Genomic DNA, 24,660 nt, shown 5'->3' on the forward strand with positions numbered 1-24,660 from the left:
ATTTACGTGTTAGAAGCGTGTATATTCGCAACAATTTTGTGTGGTTTCTTTGGTATCATCTTCAAACAAAATTTGGTGATGAAGATCATCTCTATGGATGTGATGAGTACAGGGGTGATCGCCTATTATGTGCTGATCTCCTCACGAGAGGGCTATTTCACACCTATTGTTGGGAATGCGGGAGATCGAGCTTATGCAGATCCGGTTCCCCAGGCGGTGATCTTGACGGCTATTGTCATCGGCTTTTCAATTCAGTCTGTAATGCTAGTGGGTGTGATGAAGCTAGCAAAGGATAATCCCACCTTAGAAAGCAACGAGATTGAGAAAAATAACACGCCATGACTAACATCACCATCGCCTGGATTGCGCTACCGTTTTTTTTGGGATTTTTAATTTATCTGCTTCCCCAACTTGACCGCTATCTGTCCCTGGGGGTCGCTCTAGTTTCCTTGGGATATGGGTTGCAGATATTTTTCAATGAGTCGCCGTTGACACTGCAATTACTGGATAATTTCGGTGTGACATTAGTAGTTGATCAATTGAGTGGCTACTTTATATTGACCAATGCTCTGGTGATGACGGCGGTGATCCTCTACTGTTGGCCGACGGATAAGAAGGCTTTTTTTTATATACAGATGATCATCTTACATGGCAGCGTCAATTCGGCGTTTATCTGTGAGGATTTTATCAGTTTATACGTAGCTTTAGAGGTGATTGGGATTGCCGCATTTCTGTTGATTGCCTATACGCGCAGCAATCGCTCGATTTGGGTGGCTTTGCGCTATATGTTTGTCAGTAACACGGCGATGCTGTTTTATCTGGTGGGGGTGGTGTTAGTTTATCAGGCAAATCATTCCTTTGCTTTTGCGGGATTACGTAACGCACCAACTGAGGCGATCGCCCTGATTTTTGTGGGACTATTGACAAAAGGGGGAATATTTGTATCCGGATTGTGGTTACCCTTGACTCACTCGGAATCTGAAACCCCAGTCTCGGCGATGCTGTCGGGAGTTGTGGTGAAAACTGGCGTTTTTCCACTGGTGCGCTGTGCTTTGATTGTAGAGGAAATTGATCCCATCGTCAGAATTTTTGGACTGGGAACAATGTTTTTGGGCGTAGTCTATGGGATCTTTGAAAAGGATACCAAGCGGATGCTGGCCTTAAGTACTATTTCGCAGTTAGGATGGATTCTTGTAGCACCAGGCGTTGCCGGCTTTTATGCCCTGGCACACGGACTGGCAAAGTCGGCTTTGTTCCTGATAGCAGGTAACTTACCCAGCCGCAAATTTCAGGAACTACAAGATCAGCCGACGAATACCCCGATCTGGATAGCCTTGGTCATAGCCAGCCTCTCGATATCGGGCTTTCCCTTGCTGATTGGGTTTGGGGCGAAAATGTTGACCCTCAAGAATGTACTCCCTTGGCAAGCCATTGTGATGAATTTTGCAGCTGTGGGAACAACAATAGTATTTGCGAAATTTATATTTCTGCCCCATAAAGCACAAGAGGAACAAGGAAAGCTAAAATCTGGTTTCTGGGCAGCCGTGACTTTATTAATCGGTGGGCTGTTTGTAGTTAATGTTGTATATTTTGAGGCTTATACTGTCGAAAACATTATCAAAGCTCTGGCAACTATCGGCATGGGCTGGTTAGCATATTTTTTGATTTTTCGACACTCTGCGATCAAGTTACCCCGTGTTATGGAGCAACTTGAGCATTTAATTGGGGTCATGAGTTTGGTGTTGTTGCTGCTTTTGGGGATGATACTGGCATGATTGGGCATTTAAATCTGATATTGCGATTAACTATCTGGTTTTTGCTGACCTCTGATTTTAGTCTGGCTAATATAATTATTGGTGTTAGCGTTGCCCTATTATTACCGGGTCGTCAAAAAGTCCCCGAATCCTTAAAGGATTGGCTGCGTGTGCTGGGTGAGGTAATTGTGGCTATACCCCAAGCATATATTGAAGCGATTGAAATCATCTTCCGTCCCCATCTCCACGAAGATATGATCATGGAACGGGTCAAACCCCAACGGACACCGGGACTTGTATTCTTAGACATATTCTTGATTACTTTTACACCTAAGACCATTGTTTTAAAATATCAGAAAGATGGCTCTTATGCAGTCCACCGGATTACACGGAGGAAAAAGTCATGACTCTGGTATTAATAGCCATGATTATTGCTCTCCTGATACCGATGTATGAGGCTTGGCATGATGATGATATTTGGCAAAAGATGTTGGCTTTTGGGAGTATTGCCACTAAGACTTCTATGATGATTCTGATTGTGTCGGTGTTACGGGATGATTGGATGATTGGTGTTGTGGGAATTATTATTTTGAGTGTGGGTAATGCGGGATTAATGTTATTAGCACATCTCTTAAAACGGATGAGTATTTTATGATTAATATATTGAGTTATATTTGCTTAGGTTTAGGTATCGCTTTTTGGTTCTGGGGAACTTGGCCGTTAATTGGCGATCGCTCGGTATTATTTAAGTTACATAGTCTTTCTGTTGCAGATACCCTTGGCTCCATGCTGATAGTTTTGGGGCTATTGCTGAAGATCCCCAGTGAATGGCCTCTACTGGTTCTGGGCATCATCTCCTTGGCAATCTGGAATACAGTATTGGGCTACGTGTTAGCCTACTGTTCTAGTAGCGAGACTGACCATGAATGATAGCTATGTTTATATTATTACCGCCTTGCTGCCCCTCTCGGCATTAATGCTCGTAGTTCAAGTAAACCCATACAACGCCCTAGTTATTCAGGGAATATTAGGATCTGTGGCGGCTTTGGTGTTTGCCGTTTTCGGGGCGGCAGATGTGGCTTTAACCCAAGCTTTAATGGGGACTTTGCTGGGGGTGACTCTCTATGCGATCGCCGTCCGTTCATCCTTAGTGATGCGTTTGGGGGTACTCTCCACAGATCAGGAAAACCCAGAGGATTTTGGGCAATTGTTAGATGAATTACGCGAAATTTTTAGCAAACACTATATGCGGTTGGAATTACTGCCGTATCCTAATATACAGGACTTGCAGCAAGGTTTGATGGATAAAGAAATTCATGCCACTTGTATCAGGCGATCGCCAACAGCAGATCCGCAACCCTATCACACCGTTATCCGAGTCCGCCGCATTTATGAAATTATCCAAACCGAACTTTCATCACCACTGACAATGTTGACCTACGTAAATACACCAGAATCAGAGGACAAACATTGATGAAATGGGTCTATATAGCCGCCGGCATAGCTTTATACTGCATATTTCTAGTTATTCCCAATAGGGTATCAGATAATTTAGATATTGCGATCGTCCAATCCATCGTCGAAGATAGCGGTGTTCCCAATGCAGTTACAGGTATCATCCTCAGAAATCGCCTCTATGACACCATCTTTGAAGTCGTAGTATTTACCATCGCCGTCATGGGTGCGCGTTTCCTCCTAGCCGATGAAAAACCACTATCCCACATTTATCAGTTCACAGATCAACCATCCATTGTCCTAGCCCGTCTGGGCGCAACGATTTGTTCCTTAGTAGGAATCGAACTAGCCATTCGGGGACATCTCAGCCCTGGTGGTGGTTTTGCGGCTGGGGTCGCTGGAGGAACAGCCATTGGCTTAGTAGCGATTACCTCATCCCCAGAATGGATGCAAGCTATTTACAAGCGCTGGAACGCCGCCAGATGGGAAAAAGTTTCGGTTTTGCTATTTATTATACTGGCAGTGATGACTATGACCGGATTGGAATTACCCCACGGCGAATTAGGTACGCTGCTTAGTGGTGGAATTATACCTGTACTGAATATCTTAGTAGCAATTAAAGTCTCTTTGGGTTCCTGGGCGGTAATTTTGCTGTTTATTCATTATCGGGGTTTGTTATGAATTGGTGTCACGCAGAGGCGCAGAGGCGCAGAGGCGCAAGGAAACGAAGAAAAATAATGCCAATGTTGCGACACCAGATGTTGCTGCTGATAACGGTATTATTCACGTCATTGATACAGTATTGATGCCTGCATAAGCATAAGCTGAATATCTAACTGATAGTTGCAGGATAGCGATTAGCTTGAGTTACTGTCCTGCAATTGTTTGGGTATATTTTATATAAATCTGGGATAAATTATAGCAACCGCCAAGGTGGTTAGGACACAAACGGATCATAAAACCATTGTAATTAAAGAGTTTCAAGGCTTCCCCCTGCTCCCTGCTATAGCTCCCTGTTGAGCGATCGCCTTAGCTTATCTTTAGCAAAATTTATACTTAAAATTTACGTAATAATCTCTCAGTGCCGACTAAAACCAAAATTAACAGCAGTAGCTGAAATTCCCAAGGCGCTAGCACTAAGCTCAAAATAAAACTGATAACTGTAAATAAACTAATCAGATAAGATATTTCGCCATGACATTTTTTAGATACATAGCCGATAGCTAAACCAGTACAAAGGGGAATCAAAAAAGACAGGTGCATTTTACTATTCTCGTAACTAAAATCGCAAAATCAATAAAACCAGAGGAACACTGTGTTTATAATTGTGGTTGATTCTACCAAAAAACTGGGGCTAAAAGCTCCCCGTAGAACAGCGACTTTTTTATGATATAGTTTTTACCTAAAAATTTTCCGTATAAAATGATGATCTCAGAGTTCAAAGCCAAAGGGAAAACAACTCAATACAATGCTATTTATGAAGCGAGAGGAGTGTCAACACAGCGCATCAAAAGGGTATATATGGCTACTCCGTGTTTTTGTTTTGTCAATTGATTCAACTTTTTTAAACCCCGTATTACATAGACTGGTTTCCCATGATTAAACACGCTGTAAGCACGTTGTTTTACCCAATCTATAATCAAAAACCAGAAAGGAGCGATCGCTTGATTTTCTGATTAAATTGATTGAATTAGACGATGCAAGAGTTCAGCTTCACCTCACCAAAAACGATCGCCTAAAAATCACGACTCACAGGAACAGCGATCGCTTGTGGAGGATAAATAGACAGATGCGATTCCCACGGAGCGCTTCGCTATCGCCTAAAAATCACGATTCACAGTAATAGCGATCGCTTGTGGAGGAAAAACAGATAGATGCGATCGCCCAAAAATCACAACTCACAGGAACAGCGATCCCCTTGAGGAGAAAGATTGTTAATGCGATCGCCTTGAGGAGAAAAATCGTTAATGCGATTCCCAGGTCGCGCTTCGCTATCGCCCAAAAATCACAACTCACAACAATGGCGATCGCCTAAAAATCACAACTCACAGGAATAGCGATCGCTTGTGGAGGATAAATAGATAGATGTGATCGCCTAAAAATTACGACTCACAGAAATAGCAATCGCAATACATTACTCCCCTAGTATTGAGGTATATTACCCCGCATAAATCTTGTTATTACACTTATTGGTTGCTTTATCTGACAATTTATGTAATATACATCTTGTATAAGTGTTTATCCTGTAATCCGGAAGATAATATATAGTTATACCTACTTACCAATGAGGATTAGCGAATGATCTCTTTCGACGAGGCAATGGCAACGGTTGAAGATGGTGATAAGCCTTCAATCTTGTTGGGCAACGGCTTTTCTCTCGCTTGGCGGAACGACTTATTCAACTACGCAAACCTGCTTGAGGTTGCCGATTTTACTGATCGTAACGACGAAATAAAGGCGCTTTTTCAGCTTAGTGAAACGTATGACTTTGAAGCAGTGATGAGATCACTTGTAGCAGCAAAAACAGTCCTTCAAGCCTATGGTGGTAACGAAGCTTTGGTCGAAATAATCGAAAAAGACCAGCAACTCCTGAAAGATGCTCTCATTACTGCGATTTCGACCACGCACCCATCTCGACCGACAGATGTTACCAATGATCAGTTCACATCTGTTCGTCGCTTCCTTTCTCGCTACGATCAAATTTTTACGGTGAACTACGATCTATTGTTCTACTGGGCGAGAAATATGAATGATTTGCCGCCCGAAAATTATTCGACAGACGATGGATTTCGCACGGGCTGTAAATGGCAAGGACACGGGACAAATCAAAAAGCTCACTTTTTGCACGGAGGCTTGCACATCTTCGATAGTGGAACAGCAATCGAAAAACATACTTATACTCAAAGAGGCACTGGCATCATCGACTTAGTGAAAGCCAATTTGGAAAAAGGCAAATTTCCCCTCTTCGTTTCTGAGCCGACTTCGATTAAGAAAAAGCAGAAAATAGAACACAATCCGTACTTAAATTACTGCTTTCGCGCACTTGAAACAGTTACTGGAACTTTCTTCATTCAGGGACATTCGATGGATGAGAATGATAAACATATTTTTGACCAATTGAGGCGGAGCAATGTCCAGAATTTTTTTGTAAGCATTTTTGGTGACGAAGACAGCGAAGATAATAGGAAGGTTAAGGCAAATGCTCGTGCATATCTCGAATCGTCCAGTTCAAATGTTGAGTTTTTTGATGCTCAGTCTGCTCCAATCTGGTCATAATAAATCATTGGAGCGGATAAAATTGTGATATTTTTAGACTGATCTAGTAGTGATCGCTTGTCCCTCAATTAAAACGTTATCCTAATAGCGATTCCTGCGGAGCGCTTTGCGATCGCTAAAATCAACCAATTTTTATTCTTATTTCTGGCTCTCCAATCGGCTGATTCACCCTATCTCAAGGTAATGTTTTGAGAAAACCAATCAAATCAGCTATATCTTCATTCCCGATGTTCCAGCGCGGCATATAATTATTCAACTGCTTCTTACCGTCGGGGTCTTGACCTTTCGTAATCGCCAAGCGAAATTTTTCGGTGTCGAATTCATCCTTTAGGGCTGACCAGCGAATGTCAGGCACTTTGATTGTCTGCATTCCCATCATTGTCTGTACACCACCACGACCATCGGCACCATGACAGGAAGCACAGGTCATGTTGTTATTACCCATCATTCCACCGGATGAACCATTCCCCATCATTCCACCCGATGACTGACCGCCAGTATAAGTAATGTTCTTGTTGCGATCGCTTGTGGAGGAGAAATATATGCGTTCACCATTGGAGCGAAAGGTTCTTGTCTGTGAGTTTGAGTTAGTTCTATTTAGCACCATCAACTGCGGGTGCGGTGTACAGTTCACGAGTAGTAGAGCAACAATAAAGGCTAACAAGCTATTAGCAATAATTTTGATTTTGCGGTTCATGGTTTATTTCTCTTTGAGGGCGATCGCCTTGGTATTGCCTGTTTGATGCCTAATCTTTGACCATCGTGATTTATCAACTGTTATGACTATGAACAAGCGATCGCTTGATTTTCTGATTAAATTGATTGAATACGATATAAAATGTAACTAGCGATGCAAGAGTTCAGCTTCACCGATAAATTGCATCATCAATCGTGGCTCGGAAAAATTCGCCCTCCGACTCAAACCGTTCGGTGCCAAAGTACCATCCAATCCGTAGACGGGTAGGAATGGTATAGCCGCAAAATTTGCCCTCTTCCTCTAAAATTCCACCGAAGTCAACATAACGGAACTCAGCACCGTCTGGATTGCCCCAGCGTGGTAGCTTGAAGGTCTTGAGACGACCTGTTTTATCAATGGTGAAATCTAGTTCGGCTCTCTCACCTTGGACTACAAAACTGGAATGTAAACTAGAGTCTAGATCCGATGAATCTGTACTTGTCCATGAAACGTTATCACCGCAGAACACAGACGGTAGGCACACTGACTCTGATTGGAGGCGACCAATAGCCGATCGCGTAATATCCGAACCACTTGCCGTCATTACAGGGAATAATCCTAGAAGTTTCCACTGCATTGCACCTATGCCATCTATGATGCGGTCTGAGCCGACAATGGGTAAAAAGCCGTTCATCCAGGCTGTAGCACTCCAAATCAGTCCATGTTGCCAGCAAATGACTTGCTCTGCTTGGAAGGGAATCCAGTTCTTTAGTTTGATTTCACCGTGCATCTTTAAGCGAACAGCAGAAGCGAGTTTTGTTCCAGGTGCGATCGCATTTTTAAGATACCTTCTGGCTGCTTCTGGTAGGTGAGTGAAGTCATCTGGATGGAATACACGATCCTGAGATGTGGATGAATCCCATAGCGTATTAAGAGAAATTTGTTTGGTCATCGGAGGTACAAGCTGTAATAATTAAACGCAGATGGACGCAGATAAACGCAGATGATTTTAGTTATGTTTTTCTCGCGGTTAATTGCTGCCAATTACCCTTCCACAGGAGTAATCCGCCCAATATTGTTAATGTCAGCATTTGCCAGATTTCAACTAGGGAACCATAACCGATTGAGGATGCGATCGCGTCCCGAATTTCATCAAAGGCAGCGTGATAAACAGTGACAACAGCAAGGCTCTGGGTGACAGTCCAAATATAGGCAAAAACGATCGCGTGCATCATCGCCGGAATTAAACTTACTGCCAGGATAGTAGCTATTGAAGTAACTACATTATTAGTAAGTTTTTCAGTTATGCCCATTCCCATCAGCACAGGCAAATGCCATGCCCACCAAATCAATGAATGTAGCAGCAATGCTGTTCTGAGGCTGTATCGTTTCGCTAAGTGCGGTAGCATATAGCCACGCCACCCAAACTCTTCACCAAAGGCTGGAATCAAAGTGGCGAGAAACCGAAGTAGAAAATTTCCCAGAATATCTGAAAATACAATTCCTCTAGGAATACTTCGCATTCCTAAAACTAATTCGAGGATTGTGGGAACAACCCATACAAAAATTGCTATTGAAAAGACTGCTAAATATTGTTTTGATTTACCCCAACTCCAGCCAGCTTTTGAGAAACCATCACGGAAAACATAGCGCCCAGCGATATAGGTGGCAACTGTTACCATGATCATTGGTAATGAGCTTAAGGCATAGCGCATAAATGGCGTTTCTGCCCACAATAAATACGCAATTTGAAATGGCCAAGATACCGCCACGACAATCAATAGATAGGTTCTCAGCGAGAAAGGTTTATGGGTGATGCTCATTACTTATTTGCTATCTTAACAACTGAATCCAAGCTGTATCTAACGTTTCTTGACCGTCCCTACACCCCGCACAGATTCCCGAACTTGAGGAGAGCCAATATACTCCACTGAACCCACGCCGGATACAGTTGCATCTAAGTTCTCACTCACATTAACCACAGCACTTCCTACGCCACTGTTGCGAACTGTAGCTTGCTTAGTTTTCAACTCCTCACCATGAAAACTTCCGACCCCCTCAAGAGTAAGTTCTAGGACATCGACACTTCCAGCGATCGCCATGCTACCCACCCCATCCAGGGAAATAGACAACCGTTTACCTTGGATATCTTTTACCTCAATAGTGCCGACACCCTTGATATTCAAACTCTCCAAGCTCTTGACCTCTACAACAAAGTCAATGGGTTTAGTGGCGTTGATGCTGGCATCTTTTTTGATGGTGAGATACAGAACTTTGTCAGCCACACGACTTTCTAAAAGGGGCAGAATATTGTCCTCGGCGGTGATCTTCAGGGATTCTTTTCCCGTTTGTTGAATCGTCATCCTACCTACGGATTCACTAGAAATAGATGAGAAACTATCTGCTTCTCGGTGTTCGGTTTTGACGATTCCAGACCCTCTCAGCCCATTATTGAAATAGCAGCCCCCGGAAAGGCTCAAAGCGGCCAAGCACGCAACCAAACTGGATAGTTTTTTCATTGTTTTGCCTTGCTTGGTTTAAGTATTCTTAAATGTCCGTCTAGCCATTTATCAGTTAGGAATCCCATCCCCAAACTGCCAACAATAAAGCAGGACTTACGCAACAATTACCAAAAGTCTTGATTTATCGAACCGCCAAGCCGCCAAGAACGCCAAGAAAACGTAGATTATGCGTAAGTCCTATAAAGAAAAGTGTTCCTATTAAGAAATGCTTAAAAATGTATGCCGCCAGAGCAAATGATGTTATTCCACCTACCATTATTCCTGTCATTAGTATTGGCCATACCCAAAAAGAATTAGCTTGGATGTGGGATTTTTTGTGGCATTGAGGGCATCGGTAATTTCCCCACGGTGTTGCCCAGTATTGTCGCCAAGTCAAGGGAAACGAATATTGGCAATGGGGACATCCTAATTGCCCTTTAAAGGTGGAGGTTTTGCTGTGAGCAATTTTATGGTCATTTATTACACTCATCAAGGTTCTCCTATGGGTTGGTAATCAGAATTTCGATTTCAATCAGCTACTAAATGAGATTTGATCGGCATATCCAGTGGGAAAGCTAACCACAAGAAAAGGTACAGCAATAAAATCAGTCCAGGTAGGATAATTGCTAAAATAACAGTGACAATTCTAACTCCTTGAATTGGTAGTTTCCGTTGTCGTGCGATCGCTGAACACACACCCGCAATTACTTTGTGGCGGCGACTGCGGTAAAAAGCAGCAGTTGGATTTTTGGAAATAGTTACTTTTTTTGATGATGAATTGAATTTGAGAATTAAAGAACTAACCAGTCCTATAGAACCAAAAATGGCTGATGGGATAGTTGCGATCGCAATCCAGTGAGCAAATACCATCCCTGTAACAAGGTCTCCGTGCCAGGATGGGGCAGGACAATTAAAAATGATCGCTTCTGCCTCACAACCAAAGCGTTCTGTTAAATGTAGTCCTCCCCAAGCTACTAAAAGTGGGAAAACTCCGTAGAAAATGCAAATACCAAATAAAAGCAGGTGTCCACCTATTGAAAGTGACCGCCGATGTGCGATCGCAGCAAGTGCTGGCCCAATAAATAACAGTGTCAAAATCAAAGATGAGTAAATCATGGGCTTTTTAAAAGATTTAAATAAGGTTTTGAAATCAACTAATTTCTCAGATCATCTTAGTTAACAGGCTTATGAAAAACCCATTGATTCAACCGTCTTAAACCCCGTGTTACATAGACTGGCTTCCCATGATTAAACACGCCATATGCACGTTGTTTTACCCAGTCTGCAATCAAAAACCAGATCAACGCATAAATCCAAACAAAGCCAGCCAAACCCCATCCGAGAGGGGTCATAAAAATGCCATACACTGCAATCAGGGTTGCCAGTATTTGAGTTCCCAGGACGGCTGTTAGTAAAATTTTGGCTGGTTTAATTGACCAAAAGGGACCCTTGGTGCGGGTTACAAAGATGGTGAGATGTCCAGCAATGGAAAGCTTTAGGTAAATCAGCGTTTGCAGAATGCTGCGATCGAGGTGAAAATACCGTTCTCCCAAATACAACATCCCAAAGGAACTGGCTAATCCAGTTACACCCAAAACAGTTGCCAGTCCCAAGACGATGGGCATATTCCAGGTTTCGGGGCGATTGGCGGGACGGGTGTTATCGTAGGCAATGGAGATGATTGCACCATCATTTAATAATGCCAGCAGCACAATCATGATGGCAGTGACGGGATAGAAGTTGTAGACCACAATGGAAAGGGTCATGAACAACAAAACCCGGATGGTTTCGGTAATCCGGTAAATAGCGTAATTGTTCATCCTCTGAAAGATGCGGCGGCTTTCTTGAATCGCCTCTACGATTACAGAAAGTCCAGGGGTGAGCAAAACAATATCGGCGGCGGCGCGGGCGGCATCGGTGGCTCCAGAAACCGCAATTCCGGCATCAGCTTTTTTGAGGGCAGGGGCATCATTAACGCCATCCCCAGCCATACCCACGAGATGCCCCCGTTGCTGCAAAACATCAACAATGTGGTATTTGTGTTCCGGGAAGACTTGAGCAAATCCGGCGGCGGCTTCGATCGCATCCCCAAGTTGTCCAGTTTCGTGAGGGGAGGCTGCTTCTAGCAAACTGGCATCGAGGATATCTCCCTTTAGCCCTAGTTGATGAGCCGTTTCACGAGCGATCGCCTGTTGATCTCCCGTCAACATTTTCAAGTCAATTCCTAGCTTTTTCACTGCCTGAATCATTAGTTGGGAGTCGCTGCGGGGTGGATCGAATAGCGGTAGTACGCCCAAAAATTGCCAGTTCTCACCATCGTCAGTCCGGGCAACCCCCAGGGATCTAAATCCGCGTTTGGCAAAACCTGCGATCGCTTGATCCACTTGCGGCTGTACCTGAGCGACATTTTTTGAGAGCGCCAGAATCACTTGGGGCGCACCTTTTGTCACCTTAAAATTATCATCACCATTTTCAACGGTGGCTTCGGTACGTTTGCCCACAGGATCAAAGGGTTGGAAGTGGACAATTTCGTAAGCATCTAGAGGTTGATTTGGCTTCAAACCAGCGAGAATTGCCAAATCAATGGGATCTTTGTCTTCATCACGGGAAGCCAGGGCAGCGTTGAGGATCAGCGATTTTGGAGCCGTATTGCCCACACAAAAAGGCTCTCCCAGAGTTAACTGGTTGAGAGTTAAAGTCCCCGTCTTGTCGGAACAAAGAATATCAATGCCAGCCATCTCTTCAATAGCCGCTAACCGACTGACGATCGCTTCCTTTTTCGCTAGTTTTTGCGCTCCTACGGCCATCGTCACTGACAATACTGTTGGCATCGCCACGGGAATTGAGGCAACGGTCAGCACGAGTAAAAACCGCAGGGTAGTCAGCCAAGGATCGCCCCGAAATAGTGTTACCACCAACACTACGACCACCAGCACCAGGGCAATTACAATCAAGTAATCACCGATTTTTAATACTGCTCGTTGAAAGTGGCTGACTGTCTCCGCAGACTCTACCAGGTGGGCAGTTTTGCCCATGTAAGTATTAATTCCCGTGGCATAGACAATGCCATCTAATTCTCCTTGCTTGAGGATGGAACTGGAGTACAGCACGCTTCCAACTTTGCATTCTACGGGTAGTGATTCCCCTGTCAATGCCGATTGGTCAACCTGTGCCGGATCGCCTGACAAAAACCGGACATCTGCGGGGACAATATCGCCTAGACGCAACCGGATCAGGTCGCCAGGAACTATTTCACGGGCGGGTATCTGCGTCCAGGTGTTGTCTCGTTTCACCCGTGCTTGGAGTGCTAATTTTGCCTTGAGAGCAGCGATCGCATTACCGGCTTGAAATTCTTCCCAAAAACCCACTACTCCGTTGCCAATTAGGAGTACCAAAATGATGCCAAAATTAACCCAGTCTCCAACTATTGCCGAAAGAATCACCGCTGCTTCGATCATCCAAGCGATCGGTCCCCAAAAATGCGATAGGAATTGCATGATTGGGTTGACGGTTGTTTCGGGTAACTCGTTATAGCCACCTTTTGATTGTCGTTGCAGTGCCTCTTTTTTGCTCAATCCCTGATCGGAAGTAGTCAGTTGCTTTTGTAGTGCTTCTAAGGATAGATGCGAAAGCTTTTCTTGATCGGTAGATACAGTCATGAGATCACGCCTTAAATAAATTATCCAAGATAAACGAACCACAGAGGCGCAGAGGACACAGAGGAATAAGGGTTTGGGAGATTTTTTGCGTTAGAGGATGTTTGAAAAGTTTTTAATGTATAAATTGACCCCTCTGGTAAACCTCTCCCCTACCTCTCCCTAACCCTCTCCTAAAAGGAGCTACGGTGTACACACATCCTGAGCCAGAGAGAGTTTTCAGCCCTAAAAACCGAATTTAACTGTAAATCCAGTTCCCCTCCTCGCTTGCGGGGAGGGGCTAGGGGTGGGGTGTTATGACACAAACGAGAATTTTCCGACTTGTGTGTACACCGTAGCCTAAAAGGAGAGGGGAAAGGAATTACTTTTATTACTGGAGAGGCTTTGAAAACCCCCTTCCCTACAAGGGAATGGGGTAGGGGGGTTAGGTTTTTGGCGATTATGGGTTTCATATAATACTTTTCAAACAGCCTCTTAGGTGGTTGAGTGTTTTTTTATTTGGCAGTCCTTTATGCAACCGTTCCGAACAAAGCACCCACAGCAGCAGTCAACCCCATAGCGATCGCACCCCAAAAAACAATCCGAACAGCCGATTTCATTACTGGCGCTCCACCTGCACGGGCAGCAAGTACACCCAAGACAGTCAGAAAAATGAGAGAATTTCCAAACACAACGGGTACTAATCTCGATTCTGGAGCTACAAGTACGGTGAAAAGCGGCATAACTGCACCAACAGCAAATGCTCCGGCTGATGCAAATGCAGCTTGAACTGGTCGAGCAGTTAGGATCGCAGAGATTCCTAGCTCATCACGGGCGTGTGCGCCTAATGCGTCATGATTCATCAACTGCTTGGCAACTTCTTGTGCTAAAAATGGTTCAAGACCACGATCTACATAGATTGCAGCCAGTTCATTCCGCTCGGATCGTTCATCAATATCGAGTTCTTTTCTTTCACGGGATAGGTCAGCCTTCTCGGTATCAGTTTGTGAACTTACAGAGACATACTCACCAGCAGCCATTGACATAGCCCCTGCAACCAAACCAGCCACTCCAGCCACTAATACTTCGCTTCGAGACGTTTGCGCTGCTGCCACTCCAACAACTAGGCTTGCAGTTGAAACAATGCCGTCGTTCGCACCCAATACTGCTGCACGTAGCCAGCCGATTCGTCCCGTGCGATGTCGTTCTCTATGGCTTTTGGGCATTTTCTTAAGACCTCTTGTGCTTATGCTGAAAGTGGCGAGCATTCATCAACTATCTGAATAGTCTTTTTCTCAATTTCTTGTCGCCCCCTCAATTGTCAATGTTATCTCCTTATTTTTGAATGAATTGATAAAACTTCAGGAGGCAGGGGGCAGAAGAAACCCACGTTTAAAAACGTAGGATTTAAATAAGGACGCTTTGTGTCTTGTGCTACGCATCTCTACACATTTTTTTTATACTAGTGGGCTTTAGGCCTACAACTAAAGTTTTTATTAGTACTTCTTTCCTTCCGCCTCCTGCCCTCTGCCTTCTGCCTTTTTTTGTAACTGAAATCAAACTACCTCAAACCCAGTCAATGCTTCGACATTTTGACGGAAAGCTATTAAGGCATGATTAGATTGATACTCGACTAAACCGGAGAAGATCGCCTCCGATACTTTTAGGGAGACAACGGTTTTGATCTCAATATTAGTGTTATAGCTGACCATATCTCCCCGGCGGCTGCCGTGGCGACCTGCACCCTGGGCTTGGGAGAGGGTATAACCAGTTACGCCTAAGTGTTGCAGCAGATTGATAATGCGACTTTGCAAGACGGTTTCACCAATGATGACAACCAGTACAGCGGGTTCTATGGGTGGGGGTGACATGGGCAATTCTCCAGAATAAATATTTAATTGAATATCGAACCACGAAGGAACGAAGGACACGAAGGAAAGAGGGTTTGAGAGATATTTTGCATAAGTCCTGTTTTTATTTGGTAGTCCCTCAATTTTGCTCAACTCTTTGGGAGACACAATCTGAAGTTTCACAATAAGATCATTCCGCAAAAATTTAATTTTAATAGCGCAGGATGGCAGCGATCGCTTTATGTTCAGGTACATCTCCCTGTTCTACGGTGTAAACTGTTCCCCCATTGGTGAGCGTATGTAGTGCCGCTAAATCGAGCAAATCTTCGTCGCCTGTTTCCTGTTGAGCATGAATCTGAATGGAATTCCCCACTGGATTGAATACTCCCCAAACGTTTTTATCAATAGGCACAAACAAGGTTTCAACACGCTGTAAATAAGCGGCAGTTACTACTTTTTCGATAGTATTAGCCGTTTTTTCACTACCTTGTAGTTCTTTGTAGTGGGAGATAGTTGATACTTTGGCGAGATCAAAATAGGGTTGTGCAATTTGCCAAGCCTGGGTATGCAGTTCTTCCAAAGCCAAGGTTTCTGGATTACCAGTGATACCATCGGGTAGCAAGTGGGGATAAGTATTTGCTTCGTGATAAATCGGCAATAGATAATCAACTCCTGCCAAAATTAGCGGTGCTTGCTGGTTTTTCAAGAAAGACTCTAAACCGTTGTTAACTTGGCGAAAGTAACGCAATAAATCATTTTTGTGATCTTCGTTGCCGGCTCCTTGTCCATGAAAAACCCCAGTATTGCCTTTTGATGAACCTGTATGTACTTGGAGGCTTTTTTCGGAATCATCATATTGCAAAGCCTCTGCAATGTTGGTTGGTAAATCTGTTAATGCAACTTCATCTAAGTGATAACGAGTTCCTTGAAATAACCGGACTTGGTTTTGGCTCAAGGCTAGAACAGAAAATGTTCCATCCCCTGACATGAGTTGCAGTAGTGGTTTGAGGTGAAAGCGATTCCTACGGAGCGCTCCGCTATCGCCAACTACCGTTAATTCAGGGAATGCGATCGGTAAACAGTAGTAGCGGAACTGATTGGGGGAGAGAAACATTGCCAGTCCATTGCTTTGATGTTGCCAGAAGTCATAGGTATCTAGCTCATGAATGGGTTGCAACAACTCTTTGGCATCCTGTTCACTCAGTCCCAGCGCCAGCAATTTTTCCTCAACTTCTCGAACCAAATTCTTTAACCGAATCGGATTTTGCTTGGTTTCGATTCCTAAACGCTCCATTGGCGCATAGATTGAAATACAGGTGGAGTTTGACGCTGTGGTTAAAGTAGTTAATTCATCAATAGTAAATAAGTTCATGATGTTACCTGTAAGTAAATTCTTTGCTATTTGTATCAGGTTGTAATCAATGGCTAATCAGGGTTTGCCATTCCTGAATTGCTATAGAGGGAACAGATAAGCTGACAGATTCGCCGTTGATAGTTGGTAATGTCAGTTGCAGGGGAATCTCCGCTTTTAACTGTGGTAGGGCAAGCTGAATGTCATATTCTCCAACATTGGCTGGGGTTGTTGTGTCCTGAGAAATTTCGCTAGAAATATCCTTGGCGGTTAAAATTTGCCCCAGGGATGTTGTCAGAATCAGCGGTTGAGTGCGATCTAATTTCGCCCCACCATAAAAGCCGATTAATCGCAGGGAGACGCTGGCACTACCTTCGGGATGGATGCGTTTGAAAGCTATTGCTTGCCAGGAGTTTCCGTCCTGATCTTGCAAGGTTTGCCGGGATTGGTAGAGCATTTGCCCTGGATATTCTTCGATTTGCGTCACAGCAGCAAAAGCCGTTAAGGGACTCCCGACAAATAGGAAAACGCAGATTAAAGCAGTCAATATCCAGCGCGTAAGGCGAATTCTAGACCTGTTAAAGCTGATAGAGTTGATCATAAAAATCCTCATAAGGTTAGTTAAAATCTTTGGCAATTCCAGAATAAAAATTCGGGATTTTAACTAGAAGCGATCGCTTCTCCTGAAATTTTCCAAGCAGCAAAGCTAGGTGGAAATCCCTGGACATTTTCATAACCCAATAGGTGCAATGTCATTACTCCCATGGCCGCCCGATACCCGGCGGAACAGTACACCACTACAGGTTGATCATGGGGAATTTCCTCCAGATTGTGCGCCAGGGTGGGGAGGGGAATATTAATGGCATTAGGTATATGTCCAGACTTATATTCAGAAGGTTCTCGCACGTCCACCAAGACAGTTTGAGGGTTTTTTAATAGGTTTTTTAACCTTTCCACACTAGCGATCGTGTAATAGCCTGGGGGAATTGATGTGAGAAAGTTATCAATTGTTGATTCCACATTCACAGTTTTTGCAGACATTGCTTGCATCCTTTCTGAAAAAATTGGTCTAGTTGCTGCGAGAATCTGGTTTTGTCCAATGCTCAGAAATAGGCAAAAACATAGTGCAGAAACCAGAAATATCATCTGAATTGATTTCTTAAATCTCATACATTTCTCCTAAACTCCTAAGAAAACTAAAATCCCCCTGCCTCCTGCCTCCTCCCTCCTACTGAACCTACGGTGTACACACAAGTCGGGAAATTCTCGTTGGTTGCGATAAAACCCCACCCCTAGCCCCTCCCCGCAAGCGAGGAGGGGAACTGGATTTACCATTAAATTCGATTTTTAGGGCTGAAAACCCTCTTTGAATCAGGATGTGTGTACACCGTAGCCTACTGAACTGAGCTAGACAAAGGTGGGTCAGTGCGATGACTCGCTTGATGTTCTAGTCGCCCCAGGGTATGTTCAAGCAAGTGGGTTAATTTTTCCGCAGCCCCGTCAACGGCTTGGTCTAAGGTCTCTGCCTGATTTGTTACCGCGAGGGGTTGGTATCCTGTGAGACGGGCTTCGATCATGCAGCGCATATCGTCACTTCCGCCTTTTTTGTCACTGTTCTCATCACTTAGGTGAACATCAACGTTAGTGAGGCGATCGCTGAATCGGCTCAAACTCTCTTCTACTACACCAGTAAAATGGCTCGCTAGTGCTTCGTGTCCTTCGATGTTATGACCAGTACGGATTTGAATTTGCATGGTAGTTTCCTTTTGTGATTGTGATTGGCTGGATCGGTCTTAACAGCCTTATCTAAACGCCTTCACCACTGCGTCAATTTTCACCTTGATGGAGTCGTCATGGTGCAGGATGGGTGGAATCTCTCGCTCGATGCCCAGTAGTTCGTAGACGGCCATTTGGGCAACCCGGATGGAATATTCCACGGTAAAAACCACATCATTAGGGATTTCGACAAACTGACTAACAAAGGCGAGATTCTTGGAGTTCTTGGGGACGGGTAGCGGGCGATCGCCATAGGCACGGGGCATAAACATACTGGTGATGTAGGGCATCCGGCAGGGAATACAGATGGCGGAGGCGATCGTTGACTGATCGAAATTGAGATGGCCGCACAACTCTTGTAGAATTTCACTGCCGTTACAATCAGCCATTGATTTTGGTACGAAGTCGCCAATGCGATCGGGATGCAGGGCATAGCCCCAAAACACCTGCACATCCGCAGGTTGGTCAATGTAGTGGGGTTGATGGGCTAACACAATTGACATCATCCAATTGGAATCTTTGAAAGTCACCAAACCGCCAGTCCCAGCCTTATTCCCAGAAAATGCTTCCATCTGGTCAAAGAAAGTGGTGTCTTTGATCACCGTCACCGTATAGGACTCCCAAAACGACTCTGGAATACTCGAATTGAACGCTGCTGGATTCCCGAACTCAGGATGGCTGTGTGCCAGCTTTTCCCAGAGCAACCAGCCACCACTATCGTTTTTCGTTAGCTGTTTGGGCGCACTCCTCATTGACCCAAAGCTGGAGGCATCGGTCATCGAACCATTTTGGAAAAACACCAAATCGTCATCGCCGATAGTCAGGATCTCTGTCTTACCGTCCCGCTTGTGATGAATGCCGGTAACAACAATCTGTCCCTGGTCAACCTTTAGCTCAAAGTCGGTCACAGTGCAGTTAACAACGAAATTTACCCCCTGGGTCTTTAGCCAACTCACCAGAGGTCGCACCAATGAATCAAATTGGTTGTAGACCGTGCGTTTGACCCCTGCTAGGGTTTCGATTCGGGAAAATTCCATCATGAACCGATGCAGGTAACGTCGAAATTCCACAGCACTATGCCAAGGTTGAAACGCAAAGGTCGTTGACCACATGAACCAAAAATTAGTGGTGAAAAAGGACGGCGATAGCCAATCTGTAATGCAGCTAGTACCTAATTTTTCTTCGTCAGTCTCGGTGAGTTTGAGGAGTTCAATTCGATCCTGCATAGAAAATCCCATTGACTCCACATCTAGATTGGCGCGATGGCGATCAATGAGTCGTGCCTGACAGTGGGACTTGTGGAGTTGATTGAAGGCGATCGTCTCCTCAAATACAGTCTGGTTAGGAGAAGCGAGAGACGGAATTGATTTGAACAAATCCCAGGTACATTCATAGTTATCCGTCGTCAGCATCCGCCCACCGCGCATGGTGTAGCCATTTTTGGGGTTGCCAGCACCGTCAAGACTGCCGCCTACAACTGGCATTGCTTCGTAGATGGTGATATTGCGACCGGGAATTTTGCCATCACGAATCAGGAAAGCGGCGGCGGCTAATGAACCGATACCCCCTCCAACCATGTAAGCCTTGGGAACAGAACCGTTGAATCTGCTGGGTTTTGCGGATGGAGGAGTCGTTAATTGTTGTGTCATAGCTGCCTTTTTTAAGTGAATGTGATAGCTCGGTGATTTTAAAAGCGATCGCCAACTCCGTTTAGAAAATCCTCTACAACCCAACTTGTGATGGGAAGTCTCAGGTTATTTAACATTGGTAAGCAAACTGAGCTTTTCCAGTAGCTCCTTGGCCGCTGGCTCAGAAGATGCGGGGTTTTGCCCAGTAATTAATAGACCATCTTTAACAACATGAGGCTGCCAGTCAGCGACTTTGGAATAATTACCGCCGTTGGTTCGGAGCATATCCTCGACCAGAAAAGGGACAACCTTAGTTAATCCGGCTGCCTCCTCCTCCGTATTGGTGAAGCCTGTTACGGCTTTCCCTTGCACTATAGAATCGCCGTTGACTGTCTTGACATCACGGAGTACACCGGGCGCGTGGCAAACTAAGGCGACTGGTTTACCCGCAGCAAGCATGGCTTCGATCAGGGCGATTGAGTCCGCGTCTTCAGCTAAGTCCCAGAGTGGCCCGTGACCACCGGGGTAAAATACAGCGTCGAAATTGCCAGCAGAAACCTCACTCAACTGGATAGTCTGTGCGATCGCGGCTTGTGCAGCAGCATCGGTTTTGAAGCGTTCCGTGTCTTTAGTCTGAGAATCTGGGGTGTCACTTTTGGGATCGAGCGGTGGCTGTCCACCATCCGGTGAAGCTAGGGTGATAGTCGCACCTGCGTCTTTGAAAGTGTAGTAAGGGGCGGCGAATTCTTCGAGCCAGAAACCCGTTTTTTTACCCGTATTGCCAAGTTTGTCGTGTGATGTCAGCACCATCAATATTTTCATTCCAGACTCCTTTAATTACTTTTGAATGGGTCACTCGATTTTAGATTTTAGATTGATCTCTTCTTTAAAAAAGAGGCTTGAACAACGAATTTTTTCTTTTTTTATCCATGAATGGAGAGGCTTGAAACCCTTTATTTTAGAGTTCAAATTTTTATTTGAATCCAAAATCTAGAATCTAAAATTGTTCGATCACTACTTAATCGAATTTCACGATCATTTTGCCGATATTTTTGCCGTCAAATAGACCGATGAACGCGCCCACAGCTTTATCAATGCCTGTCACCACTGTTTCCTTATTTTTCAGTTTTCCAGATCGGAAATAGCCGCCCACTTCCTGCTCAAATTCGCCTTGATGACTGAGCCAATCGCCAACGATTAACCCTTTCATCGTCAATCGTTTAGTCGTCATATTGAAAAGATTAGGGGGGCCAGGTTGGGGTGTTTCGGCGTTGTACCCAGAGATGCCACCACAGGCAATAATCCGACCATGCAGCCGTAAAGCTGAGAGCGAGGCTTCGAGCATTTCACCACCGACATTATCGAAATAGACATCAATGCCATCCGGTGCTGCGAGATTCAGTTGTTCGATCACAGGGGTGACCGGGCGGGATTTGTAATTGAAGGCCATATCAAAGCCACAGTCCTCCAGCAGAAACTTGACTTTCTCTACCGAACCGGCTGATCCAATGACCTTGCATCCCCGCATTTTCGCTAATTGCCCAGCTACGCTACCTACCGCCCCAGCAGCTCCCGAAATAAAAATGACATCGCCAGCTTTGACATCTACCAAATTCAACCCAGCCCAAGCTGTCATACCTGTCATGCCAAGGGCAGCTAGATAGACTGAAAGCGGTTGCAGGTCGCGGCTGACTGGGTGTAACTCTTGGGGTTTAGCGATGAAATATTCCCGCCAGCCATAGCTAGAAGTAACAGCATCACCGACCTTGAATTGATCGGCACGGGATTCAACAACTTCCCCAACTGCGCCGCCGGTCATCGGCTTATCTAACTCGAAGGGTGGCACATAGGACTTCCCTTTGTTCATGCGACCGCGCATATATGGATCAACGGACATATAGAGGTTACGAACGAGTACCTGTCGATCTTGCAGTGGCTTTAGTTCGGTTTCTGCGAGGCTAAAGTTAGCTGGGGTTGGTATGCCAGTGGGGTGAGAAATGAGTCGAATTTCGCGGCTGGTGTGAGACATATTTAATAATTAATATCCTAGCTTTGGGGTTAATTCTTGGCTGATAAAGCTCGTTTTCATAGTGATTATTGACTGCTTGCTTTGGCATCGAATAGCGGTCTGAATTGGTTTTTTAATATCATATAATTTCGTAATTTTCAGGGAGTAACATCAATATTTACTGAACGCAGATGGACGCAGATGAACACAGATAAAGACGGATTAATCAAGGAATTGCAGGATTATTTGCAGCCTCACATGAAATTGGTATAAGTCAATTAATTACGGCGTTAAATATGTAGCCGATGGTGATAATGCCAAGGGTCATTAATCCAATAAATACGGCTAATAGTTGTGGTTTTAGCACTTTTTTAAGAATCACCATTTCGGGAAGAGATAGTGCTGTTACTGCCATTGTGAAAGCTAAAACTGTACCCATAGGCATTCCTTTATTTACTAAAGCTTCAGTAATTGGCATGACACCGGCAATATTTGCATAGAGTGGAACACCTAAAATTATGGCGATTGGCACGGCAAAAGGATTATTAGCACCTGCATATTGAGTGATAAAATCTGTCGGTACATAGCCATGAATCCCTGCACCAATGGCAATTCCGATCACCACATAGAGCCAAACCGATCGCACAATTTCGCTGGATTGGAATCTTCCTTGCTCAAATCTCTGTTTCCAACTTAACACCACTGTTTCTAGGTTGTCTTCCCCTTCTAGAGGTATTGATTGACGAGATTTTTGCAGTTCCCACACAAATGGTTCTACCCATTTTTCTAATTTCAGGAGTCCGATGATATATCCAGAGGCGATCGCTAAACCCACTCCAAAGCCAATGTAGATCAGTGTCACTTTTAACCCAAACAATCCCCACAAAAGGATAACAGCAACCTCATTTACCATTGGCGCTGCCATCAAATAAGAAAAGGTTACGCCTAAAGGTACACCTGCTTCCAAAAAGCCGATAAACAAAGGAACGGCAGAACAAGAACAGAATGGTGTAACTATTCCCACCATTGCTGCTAAAATATTTCCGGCAAAAGTGCGTTTTCCTTCTAACAAGGAGCGAACCCGTTCTGGTTCTAAAAAGCTTTGAAATGTCCCTACAATAAAGCTAATTACAATCAGTAATGTTAATACTTTTGGTACATCGTAAAGAAAGAAGTGCAAACTTGATCCTAAATGCGATGAAATCGGCAATCCCAAAATTTGGGTGACAATTTGAGTCGCCAACCAATCAAATGGATAAAATGGATCGAACATGAATTTGCCTTTTTAACGCTGCAATAGAGGCTGAATCTGTTCGACACTGATGACTTGACCTTTGCTGGCAATTTTGCCATTAATTGTCATGGCGGGAGTAGACATCACACCTCGTTTAGCAATTTCGATGGGGTCGGTAATATGTGAAACTTCAGCAGTTAAATTGAGATTCGCTACAGCTTCTTTCGCATTTGTTTCTAGTTGTTGGCACTTTTTGCAGCCTGTACCTAAAATTTCAATCTTGATAGCATTCATGACATAACTCCTTTTTTATATTCTCTAAGGGACTTCCAAATAAAAAAATACTCAATTAACTGTGACGCATCCTTCCGAGAGTGCTATCGATCAATTTGGTCTACATTCCCTCGCTGTCTGAATATCTGTTCCCTTACTACCCAAATCCAGCAGACGATCTACCACTTCTTACACTAGATGAAAGCGATACAGGTCATTTTTTACTCTGATGTCAAAAAGGTTTGTGATCGTTCCTTCTTCCTTGTAGCCCCGGACGTGGAGATTGCTATTGGCGCGGCGATAGGTTGAGATTCGGTGAAAGATCAAGAACCCTAAAATCAGTCCAGAAACAATGGTTAAAACAAACTGTATCCACAATTCACTCCACCCCAATGATCGCAGTAAACTAGCAGCTTGCTACCTCTCGGAAGGATGATATTTTGATTCTAGGTAGCTAGATATAAGGTATTGCAGGTGTGTCAAATTGTATTAATTAAAGATAGTCATGCGATCGCATACAGCAAAGTCTTAAGCAGATATATAATTGTGGCGATCGCCTAACTCCTCAAATCGCCAATATAAGCCCCAATTTGTTTAAGTCCCTGCAAAACTTGGATACGTTCTGATGTATTTTCAAGTAACCGATAAGTATGGGATCTAGTATATTGAGGGACATTTTGGTGGCGATCGCATTTCAAAAACAATACTTCTCTTCCGTTTGTAACCATTCCATAACAACTTGACTCTAAGTTGGGAGCGCTCAACAAATAAGTTAGTGCTTGGGGAATTCCCGCCGTAACGTCTAGCCTTGCAGGTTTTGATTCGATTACCAAAATCCAAAAACTATCTTGGATTACCAAAATATCAATTCTGCCTTGAACTGCAATAGCATTAGCTTCGTCTGCAACTTCAATATTGGTACTTACTTCTGCTTTTACCAAAAAAGGAAACTGATAGAAACCTGCTAAATCTAGCAATGGCGATACTACGACAAGCTTAACAATTTCTTCGAGGGGCGCTTCCTCTTGACTGAGATAGGTATAGTTGCGAGTGAGGCGATCTAGTCCTTGTAGTTCTGCTTCGGTTAGAGTCGGCGCATTATTTAACCATTCATCAAAAAAGCGATCGCTAGAATTGAGTCTCAAACCAAAGGTTTGACGGAGGTTTCTAAGGGTAAGGCTACTAGCATTTGTAATCACAGTTAAATCCTTGTAGTCATTACATGAAGTTTAGGAATTTGATC

Annotated in this window: 29 protein-coding genes and 1 pseudogene; 10 read left to right on the top strand and 20 right to left on the bottom strand. The window is 44.3% G+C overall.

The features are described from left to right. The first annotated feature begins 6 nt into the window (after nt 1-6). The 8 genes and pseudogenes from VB620_RS02360 to VB620_RS02395 all read left to right on the top strand — a co-directional run. On the top strand, nt 7-342 hold the full coding sequence (locus VB620_RS02360; RefSeq protein ID WP_323194519.1) for a cation:proton antiporter subunit C: 336 nt from the start codon (nt 7-9) through the stop codon (nt 340-342). Continuing rightward, complete coding sequence (locus VB620_RS02365; RefSeq protein WP_323194520.1) at nt 339-1,775, top strand: cation:proton antiporter; 1,437 nt, start codon at nt 339-341, stop codon at nt 1,773-1,775. The genes VB620_RS02360 and VB620_RS02365 overlap by 4 nt, the downstream gene beginning before the upstream one ends. Next, a complete protein-coding gene (locus VB620_RS02370) occupies nt 1,772-2,161 on the top strand; it encodes a Na+/H+ antiporter subunit E (protein WP_323194521.1) in 390 nt (129 codons plus the stop codon). The genes VB620_RS02365 and VB620_RS02370 overlap by 4 nt, the downstream gene beginning before the upstream one ends. Further along, nucleotides 2,158-2,409 carry a hypothetical protein gene (locus tag VB620_RS02375; protein ID WP_323194522.1) on the top strand — a complete coding sequence of 84 codons (252 nt, stop codon included), beginning with the start codon at nt 2,158-2,160 and terminating at the stop codon, nt 2,407-2,409. The genes VB620_RS02370 and VB620_RS02375 overlap by 4 nt, the downstream gene beginning before the upstream one ends. Beyond that, a complete protein-coding gene (locus VB620_RS02380; protein WP_323194523.1) occupies nt 2,406-2,684 on the top strand; it encodes a monovalent cation/H(+) antiporter subunit G in 279 nt (92 codons plus the stop codon). The genes VB620_RS02375 and VB620_RS02380 overlap by 4 nt, the downstream gene beginning before the upstream one ends. Beyond that, nucleotides 2,677-3,228 carry a DUF4040 domain-containing protein gene (locus tag VB620_RS02385; protein ID WP_323194524.1) on the top strand — a complete coding sequence of 184 codons (552 nt, stop codon included), beginning with the start codon at nt 2,677-2,679 and terminating at the stop codon, nt 3,226-3,228. The genes VB620_RS02380 and VB620_RS02385 overlap by 8 nt, the downstream gene beginning before the upstream one ends. Further along, complete coding sequence (locus VB620_RS02390; protein WP_323194525.1) at nt 3,228-3,890, top strand: Na(+)/H(+) antiporter subunit B; 663 nt, start codon at nt 3,228-3,230, stop codon at nt 3,888-3,890. Before VB620_RS02385 ends, VB620_RS02390 begins: the two co-directional genes overlap by 1 nt. A 46-nt stretch (nt 3,891-3,936) precedes the next feature. After that, nucleotides 3,937-4,026, top strand: a pseudogene (locus tag VB620_RS02395) (fasciclin domain-containing protein); the annotation flags it as partial. Nucleotides 4,027-4,265: 239 nt separating this feature from the next. On the opposite strand, the gene VB620_RS02400 reads toward VB620_RS02395, so the two are convergent. Continuing rightward, a complete protein-coding gene (locus VB620_RS02400) occupies nt 4,266-4,472 on the bottom strand; it encodes a hypothetical protein (protein ID WP_323194526.1) in 207 nt (68 codons plus the stop codon). Between the two features lie 592 nt (nt 4,473-5,064). Between VB620_RS02400 and VB620_RS02405 the strand changes: the two genes are divergently transcribed. Together VB620_RS02405 and VB620_RS02410 are read left to right on the top strand one after the other, a co-directional pair. Beyond that, nucleotides 5,065-5,244: a hypothetical protein gene (locus tag VB620_RS02405; protein ID WP_323194527.1), complete on the top strand. Its 180-nt coding sequence runs from the start codon at nt 5,065-5,067 to the stop codon at nt 5,242-5,244. A 263-nt stretch (nt 5,245-5,507) separates the two neighbouring features. Continuing rightward, nucleotides 5,508-6,485, top strand: a complete 978-nt coding sequence (locus tag VB620_RS02410) for a DUF4917 family protein (protein ID WP_323194528.1) — start codon at nt 5,508-5,510, stop codon at nt 6,483-6,485. A gap of 175 nt (nt 6,486-6,660) precedes the next feature. On the opposite strand, the gene VB620_RS02415 is transcribed toward VB620_RS02410, so the two are convergent. The 19 genes from VB620_RS02415 to VB620_RS02505 form a co-directional block, all read right to left on the bottom strand. Then, on the bottom strand, nt 6,661-7,182 hold the full coding sequence (locus VB620_RS02415; protein ID WP_323194529.1) for a c-type cytochrome: 522 nt from the start codon (nt 7,180-7,182) through the stop codon (nt 6,661-6,663). 169 nt (nt 7,183-7,351) lie between these two features. Continuing rightward, nucleotides 7,352-8,113: a DUF6920 family protein gene (locus VB620_RS02420; RefSeq protein WP_323194530.1), complete on the bottom strand. Its 762-nt coding sequence runs from the start codon at nt 8,111-8,113 to the stop codon at nt 7,352-7,354. Nucleotides 8,114-8,174: 61 nt separating this feature from the next. Continuing rightward, a complete protein-coding gene (locus VB620_RS02425; RefSeq protein WP_323194531.1) occupies nt 8,175-8,984 on the bottom strand; it encodes a CPBP family intramembrane glutamic endopeptidase in 810 nt (269 codons plus the stop codon). 39 nt (nt 8,985-9,023) lie between these two features. Then, nucleotides 9,024-9,680 (bottom strand): GIN domain-containing protein, encoded by a 657-nt coding sequence (locus VB620_RS02430; protein ID WP_323194532.1) that lies wholly within the window; start codon nt 9,678-9,680, stop codon nt 9,024-9,026. Nucleotides 9,681-10,190: 510 nt separating this feature from the next. Then, nucleotides 10,191-10,778 (bottom strand): PspC domain-containing protein, encoded by a 588-nt coding sequence (locus tag VB620_RS02435; protein WP_323194533.1) that lies wholly within the window; start codon nt 10,776-10,778, stop codon nt 10,191-10,193. Between the two features lie 56 nt (nt 10,779-10,834). Beyond that, nucleotides 10,835-13,321 (bottom strand): plasma-membrane proton-efflux P-type ATPase, encoded by a 2,487-nt coding sequence (locus VB620_RS02440; protein ID WP_323194534.1) that lies wholly within the window; start codon nt 13,319-13,321, stop codon nt 10,835-10,837. A 506-nt stretch (nt 13,322-13,827) separates the two neighbouring features. After that, entirely contained in the window at nt 13,828-14,523 is a 696-nt protein-coding gene (locus VB620_RS02445; protein WP_323194535.1) for a VIT1/CCC1 transporter family protein, read from the bottom strand. 330 nt (nt 14,524-14,853) lie between these two features. Beyond that, the gene (locus tag VB620_RS02450; protein ID WP_323194536.1) at nt 14,854-15,168 is read right to left on the bottom strand and encodes a P-II family nitrogen regulator; all 315 of its coding nucleotides are present in this window, start codon (nt 15,166-15,168) and stop codon (nt 14,854-14,856) included. A 190-nt stretch (nt 15,169-15,358) separates the two neighbouring features. Next, complete coding sequence (locus VB620_RS02455) at nt 15,359-16,519, bottom strand: baeRF7 domain-containing protein (protein ID WP_323194537.1); 1,161 nt, start codon at nt 16,517-16,519, stop codon at nt 15,359-15,361. A 46-nt stretch (nt 16,520-16,565) separates the two neighbouring features. After that, on the bottom strand, nt 16,566-17,099 hold the full coding sequence (locus VB620_RS02460; RefSeq protein ID WP_323194538.1) for a DUF3122 domain-containing protein: 534 nt from the start codon (nt 17,097-17,099) through the stop codon (nt 16,566-16,568). 59 nt (nt 17,100-17,158) lie between these two features. After that, nucleotides 17,159-17,539, bottom strand: coding sequence for a rhodanese-like domain-containing protein (locus VB620_RS02465; RefSeq protein ID WP_323194539.1), 381 nt, complete (start codon nt 17,537-17,539; stop codon nt 17,159-17,161). Nucleotides 17,540-17,892: 353 nt separating this feature from the next. After that, nucleotides 17,893-18,252: an HPF/RaiA family ribosome-associated protein gene (locus tag VB620_RS02470; RefSeq protein ID WP_323194540.1), complete on the bottom strand. Its 360-nt coding sequence runs from the start codon at nt 18,250-18,252 to the stop codon at nt 17,893-17,895. A 48-nt stretch (nt 18,253-18,300) separates the two neighbouring features. Next, nucleotides 18,301-20,007: an oleate hydratase gene (locus VB620_RS02475; protein WP_323194541.1), complete on the bottom strand. Its 1,707-nt coding sequence runs from the start codon at nt 20,005-20,007 to the stop codon at nt 18,301-18,303. A gap of 21 nt (nt 20,008-20,028) precedes the next feature. After that, nucleotides 20,029-20,724, bottom strand: coding sequence for a type 1 glutamine amidotransferase domain-containing protein (locus tag VB620_RS02480; RefSeq protein ID WP_323194542.1), 696 nt, complete (start codon nt 20,722-20,724; stop codon nt 20,029-20,031). Between the two features lie 196 nt (nt 20,725-20,920). Next, the gene (locus VB620_RS02485; protein ID WP_323194543.1) at nt 20,921-21,931 is read right to left on the bottom strand and encodes an NADP-dependent oxidoreductase; all 1,011 of its coding nucleotides are present in this window, start codon (nt 21,929-21,931) and stop codon (nt 20,921-20,923) included. A 253-nt stretch (nt 21,932-22,184) separates the two neighbouring features. Continuing rightward, a complete protein-coding gene (locus VB620_RS02490; RefSeq protein ID WP_323194544.1) occupies nt 22,185-23,183 on the bottom strand; it encodes a permease in 999 nt (332 codons plus the stop codon). A gap of 12 nt (nt 23,184-23,195) precedes the next feature. After that, entirely contained in the window at nt 23,196-23,438 is a 243-nt protein-coding gene (locus VB620_RS02495; protein ID WP_323194545.1) for a thioredoxin family protein, read from the bottom strand. 168 nt (nt 23,439-23,606) lie between these two features. Then, a complete protein-coding gene (locus tag VB620_RS02500; protein WP_407674177.1) occupies nt 23,607-23,819 on the bottom strand; it encodes a phosphoketolase family protein in 213 nt (70 codons plus the stop codon). Between the two features lie 155 nt (nt 23,820-23,974). Continuing rightward, a complete protein-coding gene (locus tag VB620_RS02505; protein WP_323194546.1) occupies nt 23,975-24,616 on the bottom strand; it encodes a type I restriction endonuclease subunit R in 642 nt (213 codons plus the stop codon). Nucleotides 24,617-24,660: the final 44 nt, after the last annotated feature.

The organism is Nodularia harveyana UHCC-0300, from assembly GCF_034931085.1.
Lineage (GTDB): Bacteria > Cyanobacteriota > Cyanobacteriia > Cyanobacteriales > Nostocaceae > Nodularia > Nodularia harveyana.

What these genes read in the sequence shown, in the direction of transcription:
- VB620_RS02365 (WP_323194520.1), top strand. Translation starts at nt 339, where the DNA reads ATGACTAACATCACCATCGCCTGGATTGCGCTACCGTTTTTTTTGGGA.
- VB620_RS02370 (WP_323194521.1), top strand. Translation starts at nt 1,772, where the DNA reads ATGATTGGGCATTTAAATCTGATATTGCGATTAACTATCTGGTTTTTG.
- VB620_RS02375 (WP_323194522.1), top strand. Translation starts at nt 2,158, where the DNA reads ATGACTCTGGTATTAATAGCCATGATTATTGCTCTCCTGATACCGATG.
- VB620_RS02380 (WP_323194523.1), top strand. Translation starts at nt 2,406, where the DNA reads ATGATTAATATATTGAGTTATATTTGCTTAGGTTTAGGTATCGCTTTT.
- VB620_RS02385 (WP_323194524.1), top strand. Translation starts at nt 2,677, where the DNA reads ATGAATGATAGCTATGTTTATATTATTACCGCCTTGCTGCCCCTCTCG.
- VB620_RS02390 (WP_323194525.1), top strand. Translation starts at nt 3,228, where the DNA reads ATGAAATGGGTCTATATAGCCGCCGGCATAGCTTTATACTGCATATTT.
- VB620_RS02400 (WP_323194526.1), bottom strand. Translation starts at nt 4,472, where the DNA reads ATGCACCTGTCTTTTTTGATTCCCCTTTGTACTGGTTTAGCTATCGGC.
- VB620_RS02410 (WP_323194528.1), top strand. Translation starts at nt 5,508, where the DNA reads ATGATCTCTTTCGACGAGGCAATGGCAACGGTTGAAGATGGTGATAAG.
- VB620_RS02415 (WP_323194529.1), bottom strand. Translation starts at nt 7,182, where the DNA reads ATGAACCGCAAAATCAAAATTATTGCTAATAGCTTGTTAGCCTTTATT.
- VB620_RS02420 (WP_323194530.1), bottom strand. Translation starts at nt 8,113, where the DNA reads ATGACCAAACAAATTTCTCTTAATACGCTATGGGATTCATCCACATCT.
- VB620_RS02425 (WP_323194531.1), bottom strand. Translation starts at nt 8,984, where the DNA reads ATGAGCATCACCCATAAACCTTTCTCGCTGAGAACCTATCTATTGATT.
- VB620_RS02430 (WP_323194532.1), bottom strand. Translation starts at nt 9,680, where the DNA reads ATGAAAAAACTATCCAGTTTGGTTGCGTGCTTGGCCGCTTTGAGCCTT.
- VB620_RS02435 (WP_323194533.1), bottom strand. Translation starts at nt 10,778, where the DNA reads ATGATTTACTCATCTTTGATTTTGACACTGTTATTTATTGGGCCAGCA.
- VB620_RS02440 (WP_323194534.1), bottom strand. Translation starts at nt 13,321, where the DNA reads ATGACTGTATCTACCGATCAAGAAAAGCTTTCGCATCTATCCTTAGAA.
- VB620_RS02445 (WP_323194535.1), bottom strand. Translation starts at nt 14,523, where the DNA reads ATGCCCAAAAGCCATAGAGAACGACATCGCACGGGACGAATCGGCTGG.
- VB620_RS02450 (WP_323194536.1), bottom strand. Translation starts at nt 15,168, where the DNA reads ATGTCACCCCCACCCATAGAACCCGCTGTACTGGTTGTCATCATTGGT.
- VB620_RS02455 (WP_323194537.1), bottom strand. Translation starts at nt 16,519, where the DNA reads ATGAACTTATTTACTATTGATGAATTAACTACTTTAACCACAGCGTCA.
- VB620_RS02460 (WP_323194538.1), bottom strand. Translation starts at nt 17,099, where the DNA reads ATGATCAACTCTATCAGCTTTAACAGGTCTAGAATTCGCCTTACGCGC.
- VB620_RS02465 (WP_323194539.1), bottom strand. Translation starts at nt 17,539, where the DNA reads ATGTCTGCAAAAACTGTGAATGTGGAATCAACAATTGATAACTTTCTC.
- VB620_RS02470 (WP_323194540.1), bottom strand. Translation starts at nt 18,252, where the DNA reads ATGCAAATTCAAATCCGTACTGGTCATAACATCGAAGGACACGAAGCA.
- VB620_RS02480 (WP_323194542.1), bottom strand. Translation starts at nt 20,724, where the DNA reads ATGAAAATATTGATGGTGCTGACATCACACGACAAACTTGGCAATACG.
- VB620_RS02485 (WP_323194543.1), bottom strand. Translation starts at nt 21,931, where the DNA reads ATGTCTCACACCAGCCGCGAAATTCGACTCATTTCTCACCCCACTGGC.
- VB620_RS02490 (WP_323194544.1), bottom strand. Translation starts at nt 23,183, where the DNA reads ATGTTCGATCCATTTTATCCATTTGATTGGTTGGCGACTCAAATTGTC.
- VB620_RS02495 (WP_323194545.1), bottom strand. Translation starts at nt 23,438, where the DNA reads ATGAATGCTATCAAGATTGAAATTTTAGGTACAGGCTGCAAAAAGTGC.